Origin of the sequence: Streptomyces spinosisporus (assembly GCF_022698145.1) — a bacterium.
GTDB lineage: Bacteria > Actinomycetota > Actinomycetes > Streptomycetales > Streptomycetaceae > Streptomyces > Streptomyces spinosisporus.
This window is the reverse complement of record NZ_JALDAX010000005.1, coordinates 159,271-179,651: the sequence shown is the minus strand read 5'-3', so window position 1 is coordinate 179,651 and position 20,381 is coordinate 159,271. Positions and strand designations below refer to the sequence as shown.

The 20,381-nt window shown below is 70.9% G+C and carries 16 protein-coding genes; 11 read left to right on the top strand and 5 right to left on the bottom strand.

Annotated elements, in window-relative coordinates:
- Window positions 1–109 precede the first annotated feature (109 nt).
- Entirely contained in the window at window positions 110–457 is a 348-nt protein-coding gene (locus tag MQN93_RS15330) for an SsgA family sporulation/cell division regulator (protein ID WP_016436451.1), read from the top strand.
- A 38-nt stretch (window positions 458–495) separates the two neighbouring features.
- Here MQN93_RS15330 and MQN93_RS15325 read toward each other — a convergent pair whose 3' ends face one another.
- The 3 genes from MQN93_RS15325 to MQN93_RS15315 all read right to left on the bottom strand — a co-directional run bounded on the left by MQN93_RS15325 (window position 496) and on the right by MQN93_RS15315 (window position 4,970).
- A complete protein-coding gene (locus tag MQN93_RS15325; protein ID WP_242709899.1) occupies window positions 496–2,169 on the bottom strand; it encodes a penicillin-binding transpeptidase domain-containing protein in 1,674 nt (557 codons plus the stop codon).
- A 123-nt stretch (window positions 2,170–2,292) separates the two neighbouring features.
- Window positions 2,293–3,924 (bottom strand): penicillin-binding transpeptidase domain-containing protein, encoded by a 1,632-nt coding sequence (locus tag MQN93_RS15320; RefSeq protein WP_242709898.1) that lies wholly within the window; start codon window positions 3,922–3,924, stop codon window positions 2,293–2,295.
- A 134-nt stretch (window positions 3,925–4,058) separates the two neighbouring features.
- Window positions 4,059–4,970: an LLM class flavin-dependent oxidoreductase gene (locus tag MQN93_RS15315; protein WP_242709897.1), complete on the bottom strand. Its 912-nt coding sequence runs from the start codon at window positions 4,968–4,970 to the stop codon at window positions 4,059–4,061.
- Between the two features lie 76 nt (window positions 4,971–5,046).
- Between MQN93_RS15315 and MQN93_RS15310 the strand changes: the two genes are divergently transcribed.
- Complete coding sequence (locus tag MQN93_RS15310) at window positions 5,047–5,508, top strand: MarR family winged helix-turn-helix transcriptional regulator (RefSeq protein ID WP_242709896.1); 462 nt, start codon at window positions 5,047–5,049, stop codon at window positions 5,506–5,508.
- 10 nt (window positions 5,509–5,518) lie between these two features.
- Here the strand turns inward: MQN93_RS15310 and MQN93_RS15305 are convergent, their stop codons facing one another.
- Window positions 5,519–7,261 carry a dolichyl-phosphate-mannose--protein mannosyltransferase gene (locus tag MQN93_RS15305; protein ID WP_016436446.1) on the bottom strand — a complete coding sequence of 581 codons (1,743 nt, stop codon included), beginning with the start codon at window positions 7,259–7,261 and terminating at the stop codon, window positions 5,519–5,521.
- A gap of 97 nt (window positions 7,262–7,358) precedes the next feature.
- Here MQN93_RS15305 and rsmI point away from each other — a divergent pair, with 97 nt between their 5' ends.
- From rsmI to MQN93_RS15275, 6 genes are all read left to right on the top strand, one after another.
- On the top strand, window positions 7,359–8,219 hold the full coding sequence (gene rsmI / locus MQN93_RS15300) for a 16S rRNA (cytidine(1402)-2'-O)-methyltransferase (protein WP_242709895.1): 861 nt from the start codon (window positions 7,359–7,361) through the stop codon (window positions 8,217–8,219).
- Between the two features lie 244 nt (window positions 8,220–8,463).
- Window positions 8,464–8,994 carry a hypothetical protein gene (locus MQN93_RS15295; protein WP_242709894.1) on the top strand — a complete coding sequence of 177 codons (531 nt, stop codon included), beginning with the start codon at window positions 8,464–8,466 and terminating at the stop codon, window positions 8,992–8,994.
- A gap of 43 nt (window positions 8,995–9,037) precedes the next feature.
- Entirely contained in the window at window positions 9,038–9,928 is an 891-nt protein-coding gene (locus MQN93_RS15290) for a TatD family hydrolase (protein ID WP_242709893.1), read from the top strand.
- Window positions 9,929–10,094: 166 nt separating this feature from the next.
- Window positions 10,095–11,549 carry a resuscitation-promoting factor gene (locus tag MQN93_RS15285; RefSeq protein WP_372504363.1) on the top strand — a complete coding sequence of 485 codons (1,455 nt, stop codon included), beginning with the start codon at window positions 10,095–10,097 and terminating at the stop codon, window positions 11,547–11,549.
- 407 nt (window positions 11,550–11,956) lie between these two features.
- Complete coding sequence (gene rsmA / locus MQN93_RS15280) at window positions 11,957–12,889, top strand: 16S rRNA (adenine(1518)-N(6)/adenine(1519)-N(6))-dimethyltransferase RsmA (protein ID WP_242709892.1); 933 nt, start codon at window positions 11,957–11,959, stop codon at window positions 12,887–12,889.
- On the top strand, window positions 12,886–13,779 hold the full coding sequence (locus tag MQN93_RS15275) for a 4-(cytidine 5'-diphospho)-2-C-methyl-D-erythritol kinase (RefSeq protein WP_242709891.1): 894 nt from the start codon (window positions 12,886–12,888) through the stop codon (window positions 13,777–13,779). The genes rsmA and MQN93_RS15275 overlap by 4 nt, the downstream gene beginning before the upstream one ends.
- A 5-nt stretch (window positions 13,780–13,784) precedes the next feature.
- On the opposite strand, the gene MQN93_RS15270 is transcribed toward MQN93_RS15275, so the two are convergent.
- The gene (locus MQN93_RS15270; protein WP_242710162.1) at window positions 13,785–14,378 is read right to left on the bottom strand and encodes a Uma2 family endonuclease; all 594 of its coding nucleotides are present in this window, start codon (window positions 14,376–14,378) and stop codon (window positions 13,785–13,787) included.
- A gap of 157 nt (window positions 14,379–14,535) precedes the next feature.
- On the opposite strand from MQN93_RS15270, the gene MQN93_RS15265 reads away from it, so the two are divergent.
- From MQN93_RS15265 to MQN93_RS15255, 3 genes are all read left to right on the top strand, one after another.
- Entirely contained in the window at window positions 14,536–16,341 is a 1,806-nt protein-coding gene (locus MQN93_RS15265) for an ABC-F family ATP-binding cassette domain-containing protein (RefSeq protein ID WP_016436438.1), read from the top strand.
- A 193-nt stretch (window positions 16,342–16,534) separates the two neighbouring features.
- A complete protein-coding gene (locus MQN93_RS15260) occupies window positions 16,535–18,316 on the top strand; it encodes an outer membrane protein assembly factor BamB family protein (RefSeq protein ID WP_242709890.1) in 1,782 nt (593 codons plus the stop codon).
- 52 nt (window positions 18,317–18,368) lie between these two features.
- Window positions 18,369–20,156, top strand: coding sequence for an outer membrane protein assembly factor BamB family protein (locus MQN93_RS15255; protein ID WP_242709889.1), 1,788 nt, complete (start codon window positions 18,369–18,371; stop codon window positions 20,154–20,156).
- Window positions 20,157–20,381 lie beyond the last annotated feature (225 nt).

The following is a 20,381-nucleotide window of genomic DNA, read 5'->3' as shown; positions in this document are numbered from 1 at the left end:
CGGTGAGATGTCCCGCCGTCAGGGGGCGTGATCCGGAAAATATGGGACATTAGGAAGGGGTGGGCGGACAGCTTCCACACAGATCACGCAGCGTGAGAGGGCCGTCACGATGTCTGTAGTCGAACAGTACGCACGAGCCCACATCGTCTCCGACGCGGTCATCCCCGAGGACGCCGCCGTCCCCGTCATGCTGCGCTACGACCCCGACGCCGACCCGCGCTCGGTACGGGTCGCGCTGCCCGGACCGCACGAGTGGACCGTCGCGCGGTCACTGCTGGAACAGGGGCTGCGCGCCCCGACGGCCGGCGGCGACGTCCGCGTCTGGCCGTGCGGGCGGGTGCAGGCCGTGGTCGAGTTCCACTCGGCCCAGGGCGTCTCGGTGGTGCAGTTCGAGAGCAAGGCGCTGCTGCGCTTCCTGCGCCGCACCTACATGGCGACGGCGCCCGTCAGCCACTGACCGGGCGCCGCGCTCGCCGTGCTCCAGGGAGCGGCCGGTCAGCCGCCCAGCTTCAGCAGGGCAGCGACGATCGGGCCCGCCGTGTCCCCGCCGTGGCCGCCCGCCTGCACCACGCCCGCCGCCGCGAGGTCACCCTTGTAGGCGGTGAACCATCCGTTGGGCTTCTTCTGGCCGTCGACCTCCGCCGAGCCCGTCTTGGCGCCGTACTCCCCGCTCATGCCGGCCATCGCCTCGGCCGCGGTGCCGTACATCGCCGTGTAGTGCATGACGTCCTTCAGCTCGGCCTGCGTCGTCGACGACATCGTGCGCGCGGCCTTCGCCAGCGTGCGGTGGTCCACCGACGGTGAGACCAGGTACGGCTGGTGGAAGGTGCCGGATGCCACCGTGGCCGACACCGAGGCCATGTTCAGCGGGTTCATGCGCACCCCGCCCTGCCCGATCAGCGAGGCGCCCATCTGCGCGCCGCTCTGCACCGGGACGGAGCCGTCGAAGGACGGGACGCCGATGGCCCAGTTGTTCAGCCCGAGACCGTAGACCTGCTGGGCCTCCTTGGTCAGGTCGTCGTTGGAGAGCTTCGGCGAGAAGTTGATGAAGGCGTTGTTGCAGGAGGCCCCGAAGGCCAGCTTGAACGTGCCCTTCTTGATCTCCGAGTCGTCGTCGTTGTGGAACGTCCAGCCCGCCATCTTGTACGTCTTGGGGCAGGGGTGCGAGTCGTTCGGGTGGACCAGGTCCTTCTCGAACAGCATCGTCGACGTCACGACCTTCATCGTGGAGCCCGGGGCCAGGGAGCCCTGGAAGGCCACGTTGAAGGTGTGGCTGTTGTTCGCCACGGCCAGGATCTCGCCGGTGGACGGGCGCATGACGACGACCGACGACTTCGCCTTCTTGGCGACCTGCTGCTCGGCCGCCGCCTGGAGGGTCGGGTTCAGCGTCGTGGTGACCTTGCCCGGCGTGCCCTTGCTCAGCTCCAGCAGCGTCTTGTCGGAGAGCTTCGCCTTCTTGGACTCCTTGCCGCGCACCACGCGCAGCTCGACGCCCGCCTTGCCGCCGGCGATCTTGCCGTACTTCTCGCGCAGTCCGTCCAGGACCGGCCCCAGCGACGGGTACTTGGCCGTCGTCAGCTCGCCGCCGTCACGGTCGTACGCCTTGACCGGGGGCGTCCCCGACTCACCGGTGACCAGGGTGTCCCCGTCCTTGAGGTCGGGGTGGACGATCGAGGGCCGCCAGTCGACCAGCGGCTTGCCGTCCGCCTTGTTGCGCACGACGGTGAGTGAACTGTCGTACGCCACCGGCTTGCTGGTGCCCTTGTACGACACCGTGCCCTTGACGGAGAAGGGGACCGTGTCGCCGGTGCGGGTGCCCTCGGTGAGGGTGACGCCCGTGATGTGGGCGTCCTTGGTGTAGCCGGTCAGCAGGGTGGTGGCGGCCGTCGCGTCGTTGGTGGTGGCGGCGGCCTTCGTCACCTCGCCGTGCTGCCAGGACGTGAGGAAGCCCTGGGCGGCCGTCCTGACCTCCGTCGCGGACAGCGGGCCGGTCTTGATGTGCTTCTCGGCCGCCGCCGACGTCGTCGCCGTCCGGTCGTCGGCCGACGCGCCGCCACCGAACAGCGCATAGGCGCCGAAGCCCGCGCCGACCACGACCACGGCGATCGTCCCGCCGACCACGGCGGGTTTGGTTCTCCGTCGCTCGGCGACGCGCCTTCTGTTGCCCACTGCCTCAGATCCTCCGCCAGTCCCCGGTGCCCCCGTCAGCCCGTGCTGCCCCAGGTGTCCTTCTCGTCCCCGTCCAACACAACGACGCCCACCACCCTAGAGTCCCGTCCCGGGCGGGTGACCTCAGCCGCCACTCCGTAGCACAGCTGCGACAATCGGGCCCGCCGCGTCGATGCCGTGGCCGCCGTCCTGGGTCATGGCCGCGGCCGCGATGTCGTCGCGGTAGCCGGTGAACCAGCTGTTGGACTTCGACTGCCCGTCGACCTCGGCCGAACCGGTCTTCGCGCCGATGCTGCCGCTCAGGCCGGCCATGATGCCGGACGCGGTGCCGCTGGTGGCGGTGCGGTTCATCATCGCGCGCAGCTGGGCGACCGTACTCGCGGACAGGCCCTGGGCGGTGGCGATCTCGCGGTCGTCGAGCTTCGGGGAGACGATGACCGGCTGCCGGAAGCGGCCCGTCATCGCGGTCGCGGTGACCGACGCCATGTCGAGCGGGCTCATCTGCACCTGGCCCTGGCCGATCATGTTGGCTGCCGTGTCCGGGCCGCCGGAGGCCGGGACCGAGCCGTCGAAGGACGGGATGCCGGTCTTCCAGTTGTCCCGGCCGAGGCCGAAGCGGTTCTCGGCCTCGTTGGTGAGGGAGTCGACCTTGACCTCGTCCGCGTACTTCACGAAGGCCGTGTTGCAGGAGCGGGCGAAGCTCTCGGAGAGCGTGGCCTTCTCGTTCGGGGGCATGTTCTTGATGTTGTGGAAGGTCTGGCTCTGCCACACCGCCTCGTTCGGGCAGGGGGCCGGGCCGTTCATGCTGGTGATGCCGTTGTCGATGAGCGTGGCCGCGCTGATGATCTTCATCGTGGAGCCGGGGGCCAGCCGGCCCAGGAACGCCGCGTTGAAGGCGTCCTCGCGGTGGTTGGCGACCGCCAGCACCTCACCCGTGGACGGCTTGACGGCCACCACCGACGACTCGGCGTACTTCTTCACCGCCTGCTCGGCCGCCGCCTGCGCGCTCGCGCTGAGCGTGGTCCGCAGCTTGCCCGGCCGGCCCTTGGCCAGGGTGAGCAGCGTGGTGTCGGCGGAGTCCTCGGCCTCGTGATGGATCGACAGCTCGATGCCGGGCGTGCCGCCGGCCGAGTCGCCGTACTTGGCGCGCAGCTCGTCCAGGATCGGGCCGAGCGAGGGGTACTTCTCCTTGGTCAGGACGGCGCCGCCCCGGTCCACGGCCTCGATCTCGGGGCTCGCGGACTCGCCGGTGACGAGGGTGTCGCCCTTCTGCAGCTGCGGATGGACGACGGACGGCTGCCAGTCGACCAGCGCCCGCCCGGTGGTCTTCCCGCGCACCACCGTCAGCTCGCTCTTGTACGTGAGCGGCTTGGACTTGCCGTCGTACGACACCTTCGCCCGGACCGTGAAGGGGATCGTCGCGCCGTTCGCCGCACCCGGCGTGATCTTCACGCCGGTGATGTGAGCGCTCTCGCCGAAGGAGGTCAGCAGGGGCTCGGCGGCAGCGTCGTTGTTCGTGTACGTGGCCGCCTCGGCCGCCTGCCCCTTCTCCCAGGCCGCGAAGAACTTCCCCGAGGCCTCCTTGATCTCCTCGCGGTCGGGGGGCCCGGTCTTCACCGTGGTCCCGCCGGAGCCGGAGCCCGATCCGCCGTCGTCGTTCATCGCGGAAATGATGTTGAAGGCGCCGTACCCGGCACCACCCACCATCACCGCGAACACGCCGCCGATGACGGCGGTCTTGACTCCCCTGCCCATGAAATGGGCCCCCTCCCCGTTCCCCGAAGCCATGTGCGGGCTCTTCTTGAACACGTTCAAGAAGAACCCTGCACGCGAACATTACGCGGTGGAGGTGGCGTATGGGACGGGTGTTCCCTGATTGTTAGGGCGGGTCAGGCGCCCTTCTCGCGTACAGGGGTGACGATCTCGTCGACGAGCCAGCGTGCCGCTCTGGCCGGGTAGGGGCGCGGCAGGGCGAGTACGACGTGCCGGATGCCGGCAGCGGCGAGGGCGTGGACGTGGGCGCGGGTGGTGGCGGGGTCGGCGTAGTCGACGATGATCTGCGCGGAGCGGGTGATCTCCGCGGGGTCGCGTCCGATCGCCGCGCAGTGTGCGTCCAGGACGCGGGCGCGCTCGGCGATCCAGTCGGTGCCGTTGTGGGGCGGGCCGGGGACGTTCCAGATGTCGGCGTGCTCGGCGACGATGCGCAGCGTGCGGTCGCCCCAGCCGCCCAGCAGCAGCGGCGGGCCGCCGGGCCGGACCGGGCCGGGGCCGTTGCGGGTGCCGTGCAGGGTGGTGAAGGGGCCGTCGTGGTCGAAGACCTCCTCCGTCCACATGCGGCGCAGGATGGTGATCGTCTCGGTGAGGCGGGCCAGGCCCTCGCCGGGGCTCGGTAGCGGGAGGCCGTAGGCGGCGTACTCGGCGACCGCCGGGTTGTGGCCGTCGGGCCGGCGGGTGCCGCCGACGCCCAGGCCCATGATCAGGCGCCCGTCGGAGATGACGTCCACGGTGGTGGCGATCTTTCCGAGGTGGGCGGGGGCGCGCAGCGCGTTGCTGGTGACGAGCAGGCCGAGGCGCAGTCGGACGGTGCGGGCGGCCAGCGCAGCCAGCAGCGTCCAGCCCTCCAGGACGGCGCCTCCGGGCGGTCCGGCGAGCGGCATCAGGTGGTCCCACAGCCAGGCGTCGTCGAGTTCGGGCAACTCGTCGGCCTCCTCCCAGACCCGCAGGATGTCGTCGTAGGCCAGGTGCATGGGCGTCGTCTTGACACCGAAGCGGAGCGCGCGATGGGGTGCGTCGATGGACATGACCGTCACGATAGTTGATCGTCAGTGATGCTGACTATCACCCTGCTGACTATCAGCCGCTGGCTATGATTCCGGGATGGCGGAGGCTGACGACGACGGGACCGCGGTCGAGGAGCTGCTCGGCGCGCGGCTGGGCTACCTGCTCAAGCACGCGCAGCTGCGGTTGAACGGGCATGCCGGGCCCGCACTGGCCCCGTTCGGGCTGGACGCCCGGGAGTTGGCCGTGCTCGCGGTGCTGGCGGCGGGCCGCCCGCTGTCGCAGCTGGAGGCCGCGCGGCGGCTGGGGGTGGACCGCACGACGATGGTCGCGCTCGTCGACACGCTCGAGGGCAAGGGGCTGGTGGAGCGGCGCCGCAGTGAGCAGGACCGCCGCCGCAACGTCGTGGAGCTGACGGAACGGGGCAGACGGGTCCGGGCCGACGCGGAAAACGCCCGCGAGGCAGCGGAACGCGAATTCCTCGCCCCGCTCGGCGAGAAGGACGCGACACGTCTGGTGAAGGCGCTGCAGGTGCTGATCAGGACCCCGGACGAGCCCTGAGAGCCCTCACCTACACCCAGGTGTCCAGCCACATCCGCGACCGCCAGTCGTCGATGGGGATCGCGGTGCCGGTGTACAGGGGCCAGAAGAAGATGAAGTTCCAGGCGATCAGCAGGACCAGGACGCCCGCGCTCGTCGCCCCCGCCACGCGGCGGCTGTCGCTGGAGCCGGGTGGGCCGATGATCGCGCCCAGGAGCATGGCGACCGCCAGGCACAGGAACGGTACGAAGACGACGGCGTAGAAGAAGAAGATCGTCCGCTCCTGGTACATGAACCAGGGGAGGTAACCGGCTGCGATGCCGCAGGCGATCGCGCCCGCGCGCCAGTCGCGGCGGAAGAACCAGCGCCACAGGATGTACAGGACGGCGAAGCAGGCCACCCACCACAGCAGCGGGGTGCCGATCGCCAGGACCTCGCGGGCGCACTTGCCGCCCGCGTCGGCCGGGCAGCCGTCCTTGCCGGGCGAGGGGGACTCGTAGAAGTACGAGACCGGGCGGCCGTCGACGAGCCAGCTCCACGGGTTGGACATGTAGGTGTGCGGCGAGGACAGGCCCACGTGGAACTTGTAGACCTCGTGCTCGTAGTGCCACAGGCTGCGCCACCAGTCCGGGAACAGCCAGGTCCAGCTGCCGCCCTTGCCGTCGGTGGCGGCCCAGTTGCGGAAGTAGCCACCGGAGCCGTTCGTGGGGGACAGGATCCAGCCGATCCACGACAGCAGGTAGGTGGCGATCGCGACCGGCACCGTCGCCAGGAAGGTGAGGCCCGTGTCGCGCTTGAGGACCGCGCTGTACGGGTGCCGGGCGCCGGCGACCTTGCGGGAGCCGACGTCCCACAGGACCGCCATCACACAGAAGGCGACGAGGATGTAGAGGCCGTTCCACTTGGTGCCGATGGCGAGACCGAGCATCAGCCCGGCCAGCCAGCGCCAGGGCCGCCATCCGAAGCGGGTGTGTTCCGCGGTGTACGCGTCCGGGCGGACACGCCCGTCCGGATCGGCGGGCAGTGCCGCGGCGAGTTTCGCTCGGGTCCTGTCGCGGTCGATGACCAGGCAGCCGAACGCGGCCAGCACGAAGAACATCAGCACGCCGTCGAGCAGCGAGGTGCGGGCCATCACGAAGGCGAGCCCGTCGACCGCCATCAGTGCGCCCGCGAGGCACCCGAGGAAGGTCGAGCGGAAGATCCGGCGCCCGATGCGGCACAGCATCAGCACCGACAGCGTGCCGAGCAGCGCGGTCATGAACCGCCAGCCGAAGGGGTTGAAGCCGAACATCAGCTCGCCCAGCCCGATGACGTACTTGCCCACCGGCGGATGCACGACGTACGCCGCGTCCGTCGGGATCGGGACATGTCCGTTCGTCTGCAGGATGAGGTCGTTGGCGTTCTTGTCCCAGTTGACCTCGAAGCCGCGGTGCACGAGCGCCCAGGCGTCCTTGGCGTAGTACGTCTCGTCGAATATCACCGCCTTCGGGCTGCCCAGGTGCCAGAAGCGCATCACGCCCGCCATCAGCGTGACCAGCAGCGGGCCGCCCCAGCCGGACCAGCGCGCGATCCGGTCCGCGAGCGCCGGCGGAATCCCCAGCACCTGCCACACCCGCGGGCCCGGCCGGACGTACGGCGGCACGAGGCGCTCCCGTACGTCGTCTCCGGGTCCCGCCGTGTATCCGAAGCGGCGCAGCCGCTGCTGCCACGACGGCCGCTGGTCGTGCGGGGCCTGGCCTTGCCGGGTGTCCGGGGAGGACGCGGTACTGGTCACCGCGCCATCGTAGGGAACCGTGCTGTGTGAGTCCCGTGCATGTGCGGTAACGGGGCGGTCTGCGTGCGCCGCGCAGCGCCCCTGGGAGGATGAGGGGGTGACTGGAACCCTTGTTTTGGCGGGCACCCCCATCGGCGACACCGCGGACGCGCCGCCCCGGCTGGCCGAGGAGCTGGCCGGGGCCGACGTGGTCGCGGCCGAGGACACCCGGCGGCTGCGGCGCCTCACGCAGGCCCTGGGGGTCACGCCCAAGGGGCGGATCGTGTCGTACTTCGAGGGCAACGAGTCGGCCCGTACCCCCGAGCTGGTCGAGGAACTGGTGAACGGCGCGCGCGTCCTGCTGGTGACGGACGCCGGGATGCCGTCGGTGTCCGACCCCGGCTACCGGCTGGTCGCCGCCGCCGTCGAGAAGGACATCCGGGTCACCGCCGTCCCCGGCCCGTCCGCCGTGCTCACCGCGCTCGCCCTGTCCGGGCTGCCCGTGGACCGGTTCTGCTTCGAGGGGTTCCTGCCGCGCAAGGCGGGCGAGCGGCTGACCCGGCTGCGGGACGTGGCCGCCGAGCGGCGCACCCTCGTCTACTTCGAGGCCCCGCACCGGCTCGACGACACCCTCGCCGCCATGGCCGAGGCCTTCGGCGCCGAGCGGCGGGCCGCCGTCTGCCGGGAGCTGACCAAGACGTACGAGGAGGTCAGGCGCGGCGGCCTCGGCGAGCTGGCGCAGTGGGCGGCGCAGGGCGTGCGCGGCGAGATCACCGTCGTCGTCGAGGGAGCGCCCGAGAAGGGGCCCGAGGAACTGGACGCCGGGGAGCTGGTCCGCCGGGTGCGGGTGCGCGAGGAGGCGGGGGAGCGGCGCAAGGAGGCGATCGCTGCCGTCGCCGCCGAGGCCGGGCTGCCCAAGCGGACGGTGTTCGACGCGGTTGTGGCTGCGAAGAACGCCGCTGCCGCAAGTGGTTCGTGAGGGGCGTGTGAGGGGCTCGTACCGCCTCTGAGCACCGCGCATATCCGCTGAGCGCGCGCCCCGCGGGCAGGCAAAGGACTATCGTGGAGTGCAAAGCGCAGACCCCCTGACCGGGGCCGTTTTGGCAAGGAAAGTCCAAATCGGCTCCAACAGTCGACAGGCCTGATGCATTCGCGCCGGTAGAAGCGTCCACTGGACACAGGGACGCACCCGTCCCTGTGTCCAGCGGACAAGAGGAGCTGGCATGAGCGAGATCGCAGGGCAGCCCGGCCTCCGCGGTGCGGCGACCGCAGTCGTGCACGAGTCGTATTCCTTCGCCTGCATGCGCTGCGGGCACGGCTGGGAACAGTCGTACGAGATAGAGCACCACAAGGACGCCGACGGCCACGAGTTCGTGCTGTACGTCGCCGGCAACCGGATCGTCCCCTCCCCGCTGTCCAAGCCCACCTGCCAGAACTGCGACGGGCACAGCGTGCGGATCATGCGGGCGGGACAGGTCTCGTCGGCCCGCGACGCGGAGCTACGGCAGTACCACCGCACACCGCCGGCCCGGCCTGCCGAGATGCCGAAGACGCGGCGGTCGGCCAAGGAGGCGGCGGCCGCGGAGGGCGGCGGGACGGCCGGGGCGGCACGAACTCCTGAGGCCACGGGGGCCTCCCAGACGGCCGAGGCTTCCCCGGCGGCCGGGGCTTCTCAGGCCGCCGAGCCCGAGCGGCAGGGCCACCACTGGCACCTGTCCGATCTCTGGCACCCCTTCCACCACAAGGCGGGCTGACCGCTCCTGCGGTCCGGGCATGCCCCTTTCGTAGGATCGGGGCATGCCTTCGAACAGCTCCGGCCCCCGTGAGAAGAACGCGGCACCGCCGCTCCCCGAACCCCTGCGGGTGGCCGTCGCCGACTCCCACACCCACCTCGACATGCAGTCCGGCACGGTGGAGGAGGGGCTCGCGAAGGCCGCCTCGGTCGGCGTGACGACCGTCGTGCAGGTCGGCTGCGACGTCCGGGGATCGCGGTGGGCGGCCGAGACGGCGGAGGCGTACGACTCCGTGCACGCGACCGTGGCCCTGCACCCGAACGAGGCGCCCCGCATCGTGCACGGCGACCCCGACGGCTGGTCCCGGCAGGGCGCGCGCGAGCCGGGGGGTACGGCGGCGCTCGACGAGGCGCTCGACGAGATCGCGCGCCTGGCCGCGCTCCCGCAGGTCAAGGGCGTCGGCGAGACCGGCCTCGACTTCTTCCGCACCGGGCCCGAGGGCAAGGACGCCCAGGAGGCCTCCTTCCGCGCCCACATCGAGATCGCCAAGCGGTACGGCAAGGCCCTGGTCATCCACGACCGCGACGCCCACGCGGACGTGCTGCGCGTGCTCAAGGAGGAGGGCGCCCCCGAGCGGACGGTGTTCCACTGCTACTCCGGCGACGCCGAGATGGCCGAGGTGTGCGCCCGCGCGGGATACTTCATGTCCTTCGCCGGCAACGTCACCTTCAAGAACGCCCAGAATCTGCGGGACGCGCTCGCCGTGGCCCCCCTGGAACTGGTCCTCGTGGAGACCGACGCGCCCTTCCTGACGCCCGCGCCGTACCGCGGACGGCCCAATGCGCCGTATCTCATTCCGGTCACGGTGCGCGCCATGGCGGCCGTGCGCGGCATCGACGAGGACGCGCTGGCGACAGCCCTCGCGGCGAACACGGCCCGCGCCTTCGGCTACTGAGGGTGGATGGTTCATAACCCTCCGATAACACTGATGGGGTTCGATCCTGGGCCCCGTCACCACCCTGTGTAGTTGCGCGGCTTTGGAGAGTGACGCACCCTCCGCTAGGTTCTGGTGGCCCGATTCCGGACCCTTCTGGACCCCTTGGCCCCTGGAGCGTGTCGGCGTGAGCAAGTCGCAGTACGAGACGTACGAGATGTACGAGGCGATGTACGAGGCACAGGGCCCGGACCCGGCGTACCGGCCGCCGGAGTACGAGGGGTTCGACGTGCACAGCGCACGGACGCTGGGGTACGGGGTGTCGGGGGCGTACGACGACACCTACCGGCCCGCCTACGAGGCTGCGACCACGCCCGCCGGGGCGCCGGTCGGTGAGGGGGCGCCTGTCGGTGAGGGGGTGCCCGGTGGTGAGGGGGTGCCCGGTGGTGAGGGGGTGCCCGGCGGTGAGGGAATGCCCGCGGACGTCACGCGGGACGGGACCGGCCGCCGGGGCGCGCGGCGCCGCAAGGCGCGCTACGGCGAGCGCACGGACCGCCCTGTGCGCCGGCTGTTGCCGCAGGCGCTGGTCGTCGCGTTCCTCGCCGGCGGCACCACCGCGTTCGTCGCCAAGGACAAGGCGATCGAGCTGACCGTCGACGGCAAGCCGCGCACGCTGCACACCTTCGCCGACGACGTGACCGAACTGCTCGCGCAGGAGAGCGTCGAGGTGGGCGCGCACGACGTGGTCGTACCGGCACCCGGCACGGAACTCGCCAGCGGTGACGAGGTCGCCGTGCACTACGGGCGGCCCGTCCGGCTCACCCTGGACGGGCAGCGGCACGAGGTGTGGACCACGGCGCACACCGTGCAGGGGGCGCTCGAAGAGCTGGGGGTGCGTGCGCAGGGCGCATATCTGTCCACCTCGCGCTCGCTGCCCATCGGGCGCCACGGGCTCGCGCTCGACGTGCGCACCGAGCGCTCCGTGACGGTCATGGCCGACGGGCGCACCCGTACCGTCCGCACCAACGCGGCGACCGTGCGGGAGGTCGTCGAGGAGGCCGGGATCACCCTGCACGGCCAGGACACCACCTCCGTCCCGGCGGACAGCTTCCCGCGCGACGGGCAGACGGTCACCGTGCTGAGGATCCGGGGCAGCAAGGAGGTCCGCGAGGAGGCGATCCCGTACGACGTGGAGCGCACCGAGGACCCCTCGCTGTTCAAGGGCACGGAGGTCGTCGAGCGGGCGGGCCGACCGGGGCTGCGGCGGGTCACGTACCTGCTGCGCACCGTCAACGGCGTGCAGCAGAAGCCGCGCAGGACCCACTCGGAGCTGGTGCGCGAACCGAGGACCCAGGTCGTCAAGGTGGGCACCAAGCCGATGCCGACCTCCGTACACGGCGCCGACCACCTGAACTGGCGCGGCCTCGCAGCCTGCGAATCGGGCGGCCGCCCCGACGCCGTGGACCCCTCCGGCACCTACGGCGGCCTCTACCAACTCGACTCCCGCACCTGGCACACCCTCGGCGGCACCGGCCGCCCCGAGAACGCCTCGGCCGAAGAACAGACCCTGCGCGCCAAGAAGCTGTACGTCCGCCGGGGGGCGGGGCCCTGGCCGCATTGCGGGGCACGACTGCACGGGTGAGCGGTGCCTGGGCGCGGCGGGTCGCCGGTGACCCGAGCCGGGCGATGCCTGGCCCTTGCGCCCCGGCGGCGCTTGTCGGCTGTTGCCTGGCTTTCGGGTTCCGACCCCGGCCCGAGTGGCCTTGTCGCCCGGCGCCCGGCGCTCGGGTCTCGGCCCCGACCCGTTGACGCTGTCGACCGGCATCTGGCGCCCGGGTACCAGCCCCGGCCCTGGTCGTGCCGTCGGTCGGCGTCTGGCGGCCCCGGCCCGGCCCCGATGGCGTCCGTCGTCGATGTCCGGCGCTCGTGCCGGGCGCCAGCCGTAGCGGCGGCTGTCGACCGACCCCCGGTACTCGGGTCCGGGGCGAGCCCCGGTAGCGCCCGGCGGCCGACGTCCCACCCCCCATTGTCGCCCCGTACCCTTGACGCGTGAGTAGCAGCCCCGTTCCCGACGCCCTTCTGGGTCCCGCCGATGTTCGTGAGCTTGCGGCGGTTCTTGGTGTTCGGCCGACCAAGCAGCGTGGTCAGAACTTCGTGATCGACGCGAACACGGTCCGGCGGATCGTGCGGACCGCGGATGTGCGGCCGGACGACGTGGTGGTGGAGGTCGGGCCGGGGCTCGGTTCCCTCACCCTGGCGCTGCTGGAGGCCGCCGACCGTGTCGTCGCCGTGGAGATCGACGACGTCCTGGCGGCGGCGCTGCCCGCCACCGTCGCGGCCCGGATGCCGCAGCGGGCGGAGCGCTTCGCGCTGGTGCACTCCGACGCGATGCAGGTGACCGAGCTGCCGGGCCCCGCCCCGACGGCGCTGGTCGCGAACCTCCCCTACAACGTCGCCGTGCCCGTCCTGCTGCACATGCTCGACACCTTCCCGACCATCGAGCGCACCCTCGTCATGGTCCAGTCCGAGGTCGCCGACCGCCTCGCCGCGGCGCCCGGCTCGAAGGTGTACGGCGTCCCCTCCGTGAAGGCCAACTGGTACGCCGAGGTCAAGCGGGCCGGCGCCATCGGACGCAACGTCTTCTGGCCCGCCCCGAACGTCGACAGCGGGCTCGTCTCGCTCGTCCGCCGGACCGAACCGATCAAGACCACCGCCACGCGCCGCGAGGTCTTCGCCGTCGTGGACGCCGCGTTCGCCCAGCGCCGCAAGACGCTGCGGGCCGCCCTCGCCGGATGGGCCGGTTCGGCCGCGGCGGCGGAGGAGGCCCTGGTGGCCGCCGGGGTGTCGCCGCAGGCGCGGGGCGAGGCCCTGGGCGTCGAGGAGTTCGTGCGCATCGCGGAGCACGCCCGGCACACCGGGAACCACGCCGAGACGGCTGAGATCGCCGAGAACGCCGAGAACAAGGAGCCCGGTCCCCAGTGAGCGTCACCGTACGCGTCCCCGCCAAGGTCAACGTCCAGCTCGCTGTGGGTGCCGCCCGCCCCTACGGCTTCCACGACCTGGCCAACATCTTCCTGGCGGTCGGCCTTTACGACGAGGTCACCGTGACGCCCGCCGACGCACTGCGCGTCACCTGCGAGGGCCCCGACGCCGACCAGGTGCCCCTGGACACCAGCAACCTGGCGGCCCGCGCGGCCCTCGCGCTCGCCGAGCGGCGCGGCTTCGAGCCGAACGTCCACATCCACATCGCCAAGGACATCCCCGTCGCCGGCGGCATGGCGGGCGGCAGCGCGGACGGCGCGGGCGCCCTGCTGGCCTGCAACACGCTCTGGCAGACGGGCGCCTCCCGGGCCGAACTCCTCTCCATCTGCGCCGAGTTGGGCAGCGACGTCCCCTTCAGCCTGGTCGGCGGGGCGGCCCTCGGCACCGGGCGCGGCGAGAAGCTGCGCACCCTCGACGTCGGTGGAACCTTCCACTGGGTCTTCGCGATGGCGGGGCGCGGGCTGTCGACCCCGGCCGTCTTCCGTGAGTTCGACCGCCTCGGCGAGGGCACCGACATCCCCGAGCCCGTCGCCTCGCAGGAGATCGTCGAGGCGCTCGCCAAGGGCGACGCGGACGCGCTCGCCGCGTCCGTCTCCAACGACCTGCAGCCCGCCGCCCTCTCCCTTTTCCCGGAACTGGCGGACACCCTCGCGGCAGGTCGCGCCGCCGGCGCCCTCGCCGCCGTGGTCTCCGGCTCCGGCCCGACTACGGCTTTCCTCGCACGGGACAAGGAGTCGGCAGCGAAAGTGGCCCAGGCCCTGGAGACCTCGGGCACCTGCCAAAAAGTGCGCGCCGCCTCGAGTCCGGCGCCGGGGGCGACGGTTCTCTGAGGAGCTCAGCCCTTGACGATCGCGGTCAGGTCGATGTCGACGGGGTAGGGCTTGTCAACCGTGATCCGCTCGCGGTGGATGCCCATGTGCACGTAGGAGCTGCTGAGTTGTTCGAGCTCGTAGACGTGGATGATGGGCCCGCCCGTGGTTCCGTCCTGCTCGACGCGCCAGTAGTTGGGGATCCCGGCGGCGGCGTATTTGTGCGGCTTGGTCGTACGGTCGCGGGACTCGGAGTCCGGGGACACGACCTCGACGGTGAGCAGTACGTCCTCCGCCTGGAACCTGGTCTGCTCCAGCCCGGTGACCGCGTCGGCCCGTACCACGCTGACATCGGGTTCAGGGCCGTTGCGCTTGTCGAGGACGACGGTCATCTCCCGTTCGACATTGAACTCCGGCGTGAGCGAGCTGCGAAGCCCGTTGAACAGCAGGTCGATCACAAGGTAGTGGAAACGGCGCTGCGGACTCACGAAAACCAGGCTCCCGTCGATCAGCTCGGTGTGCGGCGGGAGATCAGGCAGCGTGAACAGGTCGTCCACGGTGTATCCGTCCAGCGGCGGCACCGGCCAGCGCACGTGGTGCCCTGCGGACTCGGCGGTCATCGTTCCTCCCATGGACGGGATCCTGCTGCCTGCCCTTCACGGTAGCCGTCCGTTCCCGATCACGTCATCACAAAGAGTGACAACCCCCTCGCGCCCCGCTCTCACCCCCGCAGGCCCTAGGCTAGAAGGCTGACCGACCCCCGTACGCAGGAGAGTAATGGCCGTCAACCTGGTCAATGTCGAGAACGTCAGCAAGGTGTACGGCACCCGTGCCCTCCTCGACGGCGTGTCCCTCGGCGTCTCCGAAGGTGACCGGATCGGGGTGGTCGGGCGCAACGGCGACGGCAAGACGACCCTCATCCGGATGCTGGCGAAGCTGGAGGAGGCCGACTCCGGGCGGGTCACCCACTCCGGCGGGCTGCGCGCGGGTGTGCTCACCCAGCACGACTCGCTCGACCCCGCCGCCACCGTCCGTCACGAGGTCATCCGGGACCTGGCCGACCACGAGTGGGCGGGCAACGCCAAGATCCGCGACGTCCTCACCGGACTGTTCGGCGGCCTCGACCTGCCCGGCTTCCCGCAGGGCCTGGACACCGTCATCGGCCCCCTGTCCGGCGGCGAGCGGCGTCGTATCGCGCTCGCCAAGCTGCTCATCGAGGAGCAGGACCTGCTCGTCCTGGACGAGCCCACCAACCATCTCGACGTCGAGGGCATCGCCTGGCTCGCCCGGCATCTGCGCGAGCGCCGCTCGGCGCTCGTCTGCGTCACCCACGACCGCTGGTTCCTCGACCAGGTCTGCACCCGCATGTGGGACGTGCAGCGCGGCGCGGTCTACGAGTACGAGGGCGGCTACTCCGACTACGTCTTCGCCCGCGCCGAGCGCGAGCGCATCGCCGCCACCGAGGAGACCAAGCGGCAGAACCTCGTGCGCAAGGAGCTGGCCTGGCTGCGCCGCGGTGCTCCGGCCCGTACGTCCAAGCCCCGCTTCCGGGTCGAGGCCGCCAACGAACTGATCAAGGACGTACCGCCGCCCCGGGACAGCAGCGAGCTGATGCGGTTCGCCTCCACGCGGCTCGGCAAGACCGTCTTCGACCTGGAGGACGTCACCGTCCAGGCGGGCCCCAAGGTGCTGCTCAAGCACGTCACCTGGCAGCTGGGCCCCGGCGACCGGATCGGTCTGGTCGGGGTCAACGGCGCGGGCAAGACCTCCCTGCTGCGCGCGATGGCGGACGCGGCCCGCAGTGAGGGCGAGACCCAGCCGGCCGGCGGGCGGATCGCCGTCGGCAAGACCGTCAAGCTCGCCTACCTCTCCCAGGAGGTCGCCGAACTCAGCCCGCAGCTGCGGGTGTTGGAGGCCGTCCAGCAGGTGCGCGAGCGCGTCGACCTCGGCAAGGGCCGGGAGATGACCGCCGGGCAGCTGTGCGAGACGTTCGGGTTCAACAAGGAGAAGCAGTGGACGCCGGTCGGGGACCTCTCCGGCGGTGAGCGGCGCAGGCTCCAGCTGCTGCGGCTGCTGATGGACGAGCCCAACGTCCTCTTCCTCGACGAGCCCACCAACGACCTCGACATCGAGACCCTGACGCAGCTGGAGGACGTCCTCGACGGCTGGCCCGGCTCGATGATCGTCATCTCCCACGACCGCTTCTTCGTCGAGCGCACCACCGACCGGGTGTTCGCGCTGCTGGGCGACGCCACCCTGCGGATGCTGCCGCGCGGCATCGACGAGTACCTGGAGCGGCGCCGGCGGATGGAGGAGGCGGTCGCGGCCGCCGCGGCGCCCGTCGCGCAGAAGGCCGTGCCCGACAGGAGCGCGGCGGACCAGCGTGCCGCGAAGAAGGAGCTGCAGAAGATCGAGCGCCGGCTCGACAAGATCTCCGAGCGGGAGACGACGCTGCACGCGCAGATCGCCGAGAACGCCACGGACTTCGCGAAGGTCGGGGAACTGGACGCGGAGCTGCGGGAGCTGGCCGGCGAGCGCGAGGAACTGGAGCTGCGCTGGCTGGAACTCGCCGAGGACGCGTGAAGGGTGCGTGAAGGCGCATAACGGGGGCGTCACGGCCCGGTCCTCCCTTGGGAACAGGGAGTGACACGGCTCGGTGGGCTGCCGGGCCCGAGTGATAGAAAGAGCCGTCTGAGAACTTTCTGAGTACGACTCTGGGTCCGTCACACAGCTCAGGGCGTGGCTAAAAATCAGTGAACGAGGGGGAGACGCGCTGATGACTCAGCCGCCCAGTCAGCCGCCCAACCAGCCGCCGCAGCAGCAGCCGCAGGGCGGTTTCGGAGCTCCACAGACTCCGCCGCCGCCCCAGGGTCCGCCCCAGACGCCGCCGCCACCGCAGTCCCCGCCGTCCGGCGCCCCGCAGCCCGGCTACGGCTACCCGCAGGCGCCCCAGCAGCCGGGCCCCTACGGCCAGCAGCCCGGCCCGTACGCCCAGCCCGGACCCTACGGTCAGCAGCCCGGACCCTACGGCCAGCCGCAGCAGCCGGGTCCGTACGGCCAGCAGCCGGGTTACGGCTACCCCCAGCCCCAGTACCCGGGCGGCCCCGGCACCCCGCCGCCCGGCTCCGGCTCCAAGAACCCCTTCAAGGGCAAGCCGGGCCTCGCCATCGGTGCGGCCGTCGTCGCGCTGGCCGTCATCGGCGGCACCGTCTTCGCCCTGACCAGCGGTGGCGACGACGACAAGAAGCCGGTGGCCGACAAGAGCGACGACCCCAAGCCCACCGCCAGCGCCCCGGTCAACCCCGGTGACGGCAGCGGCGACGGCGGCGAGGACCCCGAGGACCTCAACTCCGGCCGCCAGCCCGGCGAGGCGAAGGTGCTCTGGTACAAGGAGGCGCCGGACGCGCCCGGTTCGGGAGCCGACGCCCCCGGTATGTGGATCACCGACAAGACGGCGGTGAAGGCGGCGTACAAGCAGCTCTTCGCCTACAACACCGGCGACGGCAACCCCACCTGGGACCCGATCACCTTCCCGCAGAAGATCTGCGCGGTCACCCCGCAGCAGACGGCCGACGACAAGGTCGTGGTGGCCTACGAGAGCGGCACCAGCGACCGCGCCAAGTGCAACCAGCTGCAGCAGATCGACCTCAACACCGGTGAGAAGGGCTGGAAGACGGAGCTCGCCGACGGCGCGCTGTTCGACAGCGCCATCACGATCTCCATGTCGATCACCGGCAAGACGCTGATGGTCGGGCGCTCGCAGTCCGGTGTGGCCTACAACGTCGACTCCGGCAAGAAGCTCTTCGACAAGAAGAAGTACGGCGACGCCTGCTTCCCGACCGCGTTCGCGGGCGGCAGCAAGCTGATCGCCGTGTCCTCCTGCGACGCCACCGGGTCGAACGAGCACGACGAGATGCAGGAGCTCGACCCCACCACCGGCAAGGCCAAGTGGACGCAGAAGTTCGACAAGGGCTGGTCGGTCGCGCGGACGTACTCCCTCGACCCGCTGGTGGTCTACAGCACGAACGAGGACAAGAAAGCGTGGAACATCTCCACCTTCGGCTCCGACGGCAAGTACAAGTCGCAGGTGAGCTTCGACGAGGACTTCGCCCCCCAGTGCGGCTGGGCGATCCTCCAGCGTGATCTGCAGGGCTGCAAGGGCGTCGCCGCGGACTCGACCACGCTCTATCTGCCGACCGAGGCCACCAGCGGCGCGAACGAGGTCGTCGCGATCAACCTCGCCAACGGCAAGGAGAAGTGGCGGGTGAAGTCCCCGGCGGACGAGTCGATGCTGCCCATCAGGACCGAGGGCGGCAAGCTCATCGCCTATGTGGAGCCGTCGTACGACGCGGGCGGCCAGGTCGTGTCGATCCCGACCGGCGGCTCGTCCCACAAGCCGGTGAAGCTGCTGCAGAACCCCGCCGGTGCGGCGGAGGTCGAGAACGGCTTCTTCTCCAAGGACTTCGACTGGGTCGACGGACGCTTCTACCTCTCGACCACCCGGCTCAACGGCAACGACGACACGAAGGAGAAGTTGATGCTCGCCTACGGCAAGTGACTCCTCCTCCGCCCCTGTCCACCCCGTCGTCCGTCCCCGAGGTAGTGAAGCCATGACCCAGCCGCCGCCCCCGCCGCCCAACCAGCCTCCGCAGCAGGGGGGTTTCGGTCCGCCGCAGGACCCGCCGCCGTCCCTGGACAAGCCCGGGGCCCCGCAGCCGCCGCCCACCCCGCCGCAGCAGCCCGGCTTCGGCGCCCCGCAGCAGCCGGGCTACGGCTACCCCCAGGCGCCCCAGGCCCCGCAGACACCCCCGGGCTACGGCTACCCGAACCAGCAGCCGAACCAGCCGAACCCGTACGCCCAGAGCCCGAACCCCTATGGCCAGCAGCCCGGTTACGGCTACCCGCAGGGGACCATGCCGCTGCAGCCGCAGCCCGCGCCGCCCGCCGGCCGCAAGGGCATCAACGCGCAGCTGGCCATCATCGTGTCCGCGGTCGTCGCGATCGCGCTGATCGTCGGCGGCGGCATCTGGTACGCCAACTCCGGCAAGGGCGACGACAAGAAGGACGACACCGCCAGCTCCAGCGGCGGCACCGGCGGCAAGGACGGCAAGGGCGACACCGGCGGCACCTCCACCAAGGGCGAGGAGAAGGTGCCCTCGGACCCCGCCTCCCACGTCCTGTACCAGGTGCCGGAGCCCAAGGTCGACGACAGCACCGTCGTGTCCGGCTCCTGGCTCACCGACAAGGCGTACGTCAAGGCCGGTGTCGCCGAGATCAACGGCTACGACCCCGACAAGGGCACCAAGCTGTGGACCATCAAGCTGTCCGGGCCGGTCTGCGAGGCCAGTTCGCACACCACCTCGGACAACAAGACAGCGGTCGTCTACCAGCCGAAGATGCCGGCGAAGAACAGCTCGGCGGGCTGCAGCAAGGTCTCCGCGATCGACCTGAACGCGGGCAAGATGCTGTGGACGAAGTCGGTCAACTCCGGTGACCGGCCGATCAGCCTGGACAATGTCACGGTCAGCGCGAACACCGTCGCCGCGGGCAGCACCAGCGGCGGCGCGGCCTGGGACATCACCTCCGGCAAGTCCCTGTGGGCGCCCAAGCCCACCGACACCTGCTACGACGCCGGCTACGGCGGCGGCGAGAAGCTGGTCGCGGTGCGCAAGTGCGGCTCCTACGACCAGCGTCAGCTGCACATCCAGACCATCGACCCGAAGTCCGGGAAGGTGATCTCGGAGTACAAGATGACCTCGGGCATCGAGTACGCCTCCGTGGTGTCGACGAACCCGCTGGTGGTGGCCGCCGACGTGGGCGACAGCGCGGGCGACGGCAGCGGCATCTCGGACTTCTTCTCCATCGACAACAAGACCGGCAAGCTGATCACCCGGATCTCCGCGCCGGGCGACCAGTTCGCGGCCAAGTGCGACGGCATCACGAAGATCGAGGCCTGCACCGGCCTGGCGGTCGGCAAGGACCGGCTGTACGTCCCGACCGAGGAGCACGACGGCACCGGGGAGTACAGCCAGACCAACGAGATCGTCGCGTTCGACCTGGCCACCGGCAAGCAGACCGGGCAGCGCGCGGACGCCGGCGACGGCTACACGATCTACCCGCTGCGCATGGACGGCGCCAACGTGATCGCGTACAAGCGCCCGCCGTACGACAAGGGCGGACAGGTCGTCAGCATCGACGGCGGCTCGTTCAAGGAGACCAAGCTGCTGGAGAACCCGGCGACGGAGCAGGTGCGGGACGCGGAGACCAGCATGTCCCCGGAGTACTCCGAGCTGCTCTACAGCCAGGGCCACCTGTACATGTCCGGGGTCTACGCGGACAAGCCGTCCGGCGCCGGCGACAAGGAGTATCTGGCGATCGCCTTCGGCACCGGCGCCTGAGTCCGCCCAGCGTTCGCCGTCACGGCCCCGCCCCTGCTCAGGGGCGGGGCCGTGCGCATACCGCCCGGCGTCCCCGCAGGCCAGAAATTCCGCCGATCCGGGGCACTTCTCACCGGTAGGGGGAGCGCAACGTCGAACAAGCGTGTAGCTTCCGGGGGCATGAAGAGCGGGGGAGCCGGGTGGGGGCTTTCGTCCGCGCGGACCAGTGGGCACGCATAGTGGTGC

What these genes read in the sequence shown, in the direction of transcription:
- MQN93_RS15330 (WP_016436451.1), top strand. Translation starts at nt 110, where the DNA reads ATGTCTGTAGTCGAACAGTACGCACGAGCCCACATCGTCTCCGACGCG.
- MQN93_RS15320 (WP_242709898.1), bottom strand. Translation starts at nt 3,924, where the DNA reads ATGGGCAGGGGAGTCAAGACCGCCGTCATCGGCGGCGTGTTCGCGGTG.
- MQN93_RS15315 (WP_242709897.1), bottom strand. Translation starts at nt 4,970, where the DNA reads ATGTCCATCGACGCACCCCATCGCGCGCTCCGCTTCGGTGTCAAGACG.
- MQN93_RS15310 (WP_242709896.1), top strand. Translation starts at nt 5,047, where the DNA reads ATGGCGGAGGCTGACGACGACGGGACCGCGGTCGAGGAGCTGCTCGGC.
- MQN93_RS15295 (WP_242709894.1), top strand. Translation starts at nt 8,464, where the DNA reads ATGAGCGAGATCGCAGGGCAGCCCGGCCTCCGCGGTGCGGCGACCGCA.
- MQN93_RS15290 (WP_242709893.1), top strand. Translation starts at nt 9,038, where the DNA reads ATGCCTTCGAACAGCTCCGGCCCCCGTGAGAAGAACGCGGCACCGCCG.
- MQN93_RS15270 (WP_242710162.1), bottom strand. Translation starts at nt 14,378, where the DNA reads ATGACCGCCGAGTCCGCAGGGCACCACGTGCGCTGGCCGGTGCCGCCG.
- MQN93_RS15265 (WP_016436438.1), top strand. Translation starts at nt 14,536, where the DNA reads ATGGCCGTCAACCTGGTCAATGTCGAGAACGTCAGCAAGGTGTACGGC.
- MQN93_RS15260 (WP_242709890.1), top strand. Translation starts at nt 16,535, where the DNA reads ATGACTCAGCCGCCCAGTCAGCCGCCCAACCAGCCGCCGCAGCAGCAG.
- MQN93_RS15255 (WP_242709889.1), top strand. Translation starts at nt 18,369, where the DNA reads ATGACCCAGCCGCCGCCCCCGCCGCCCAACCAGCCTCCGCAGCAGGGG.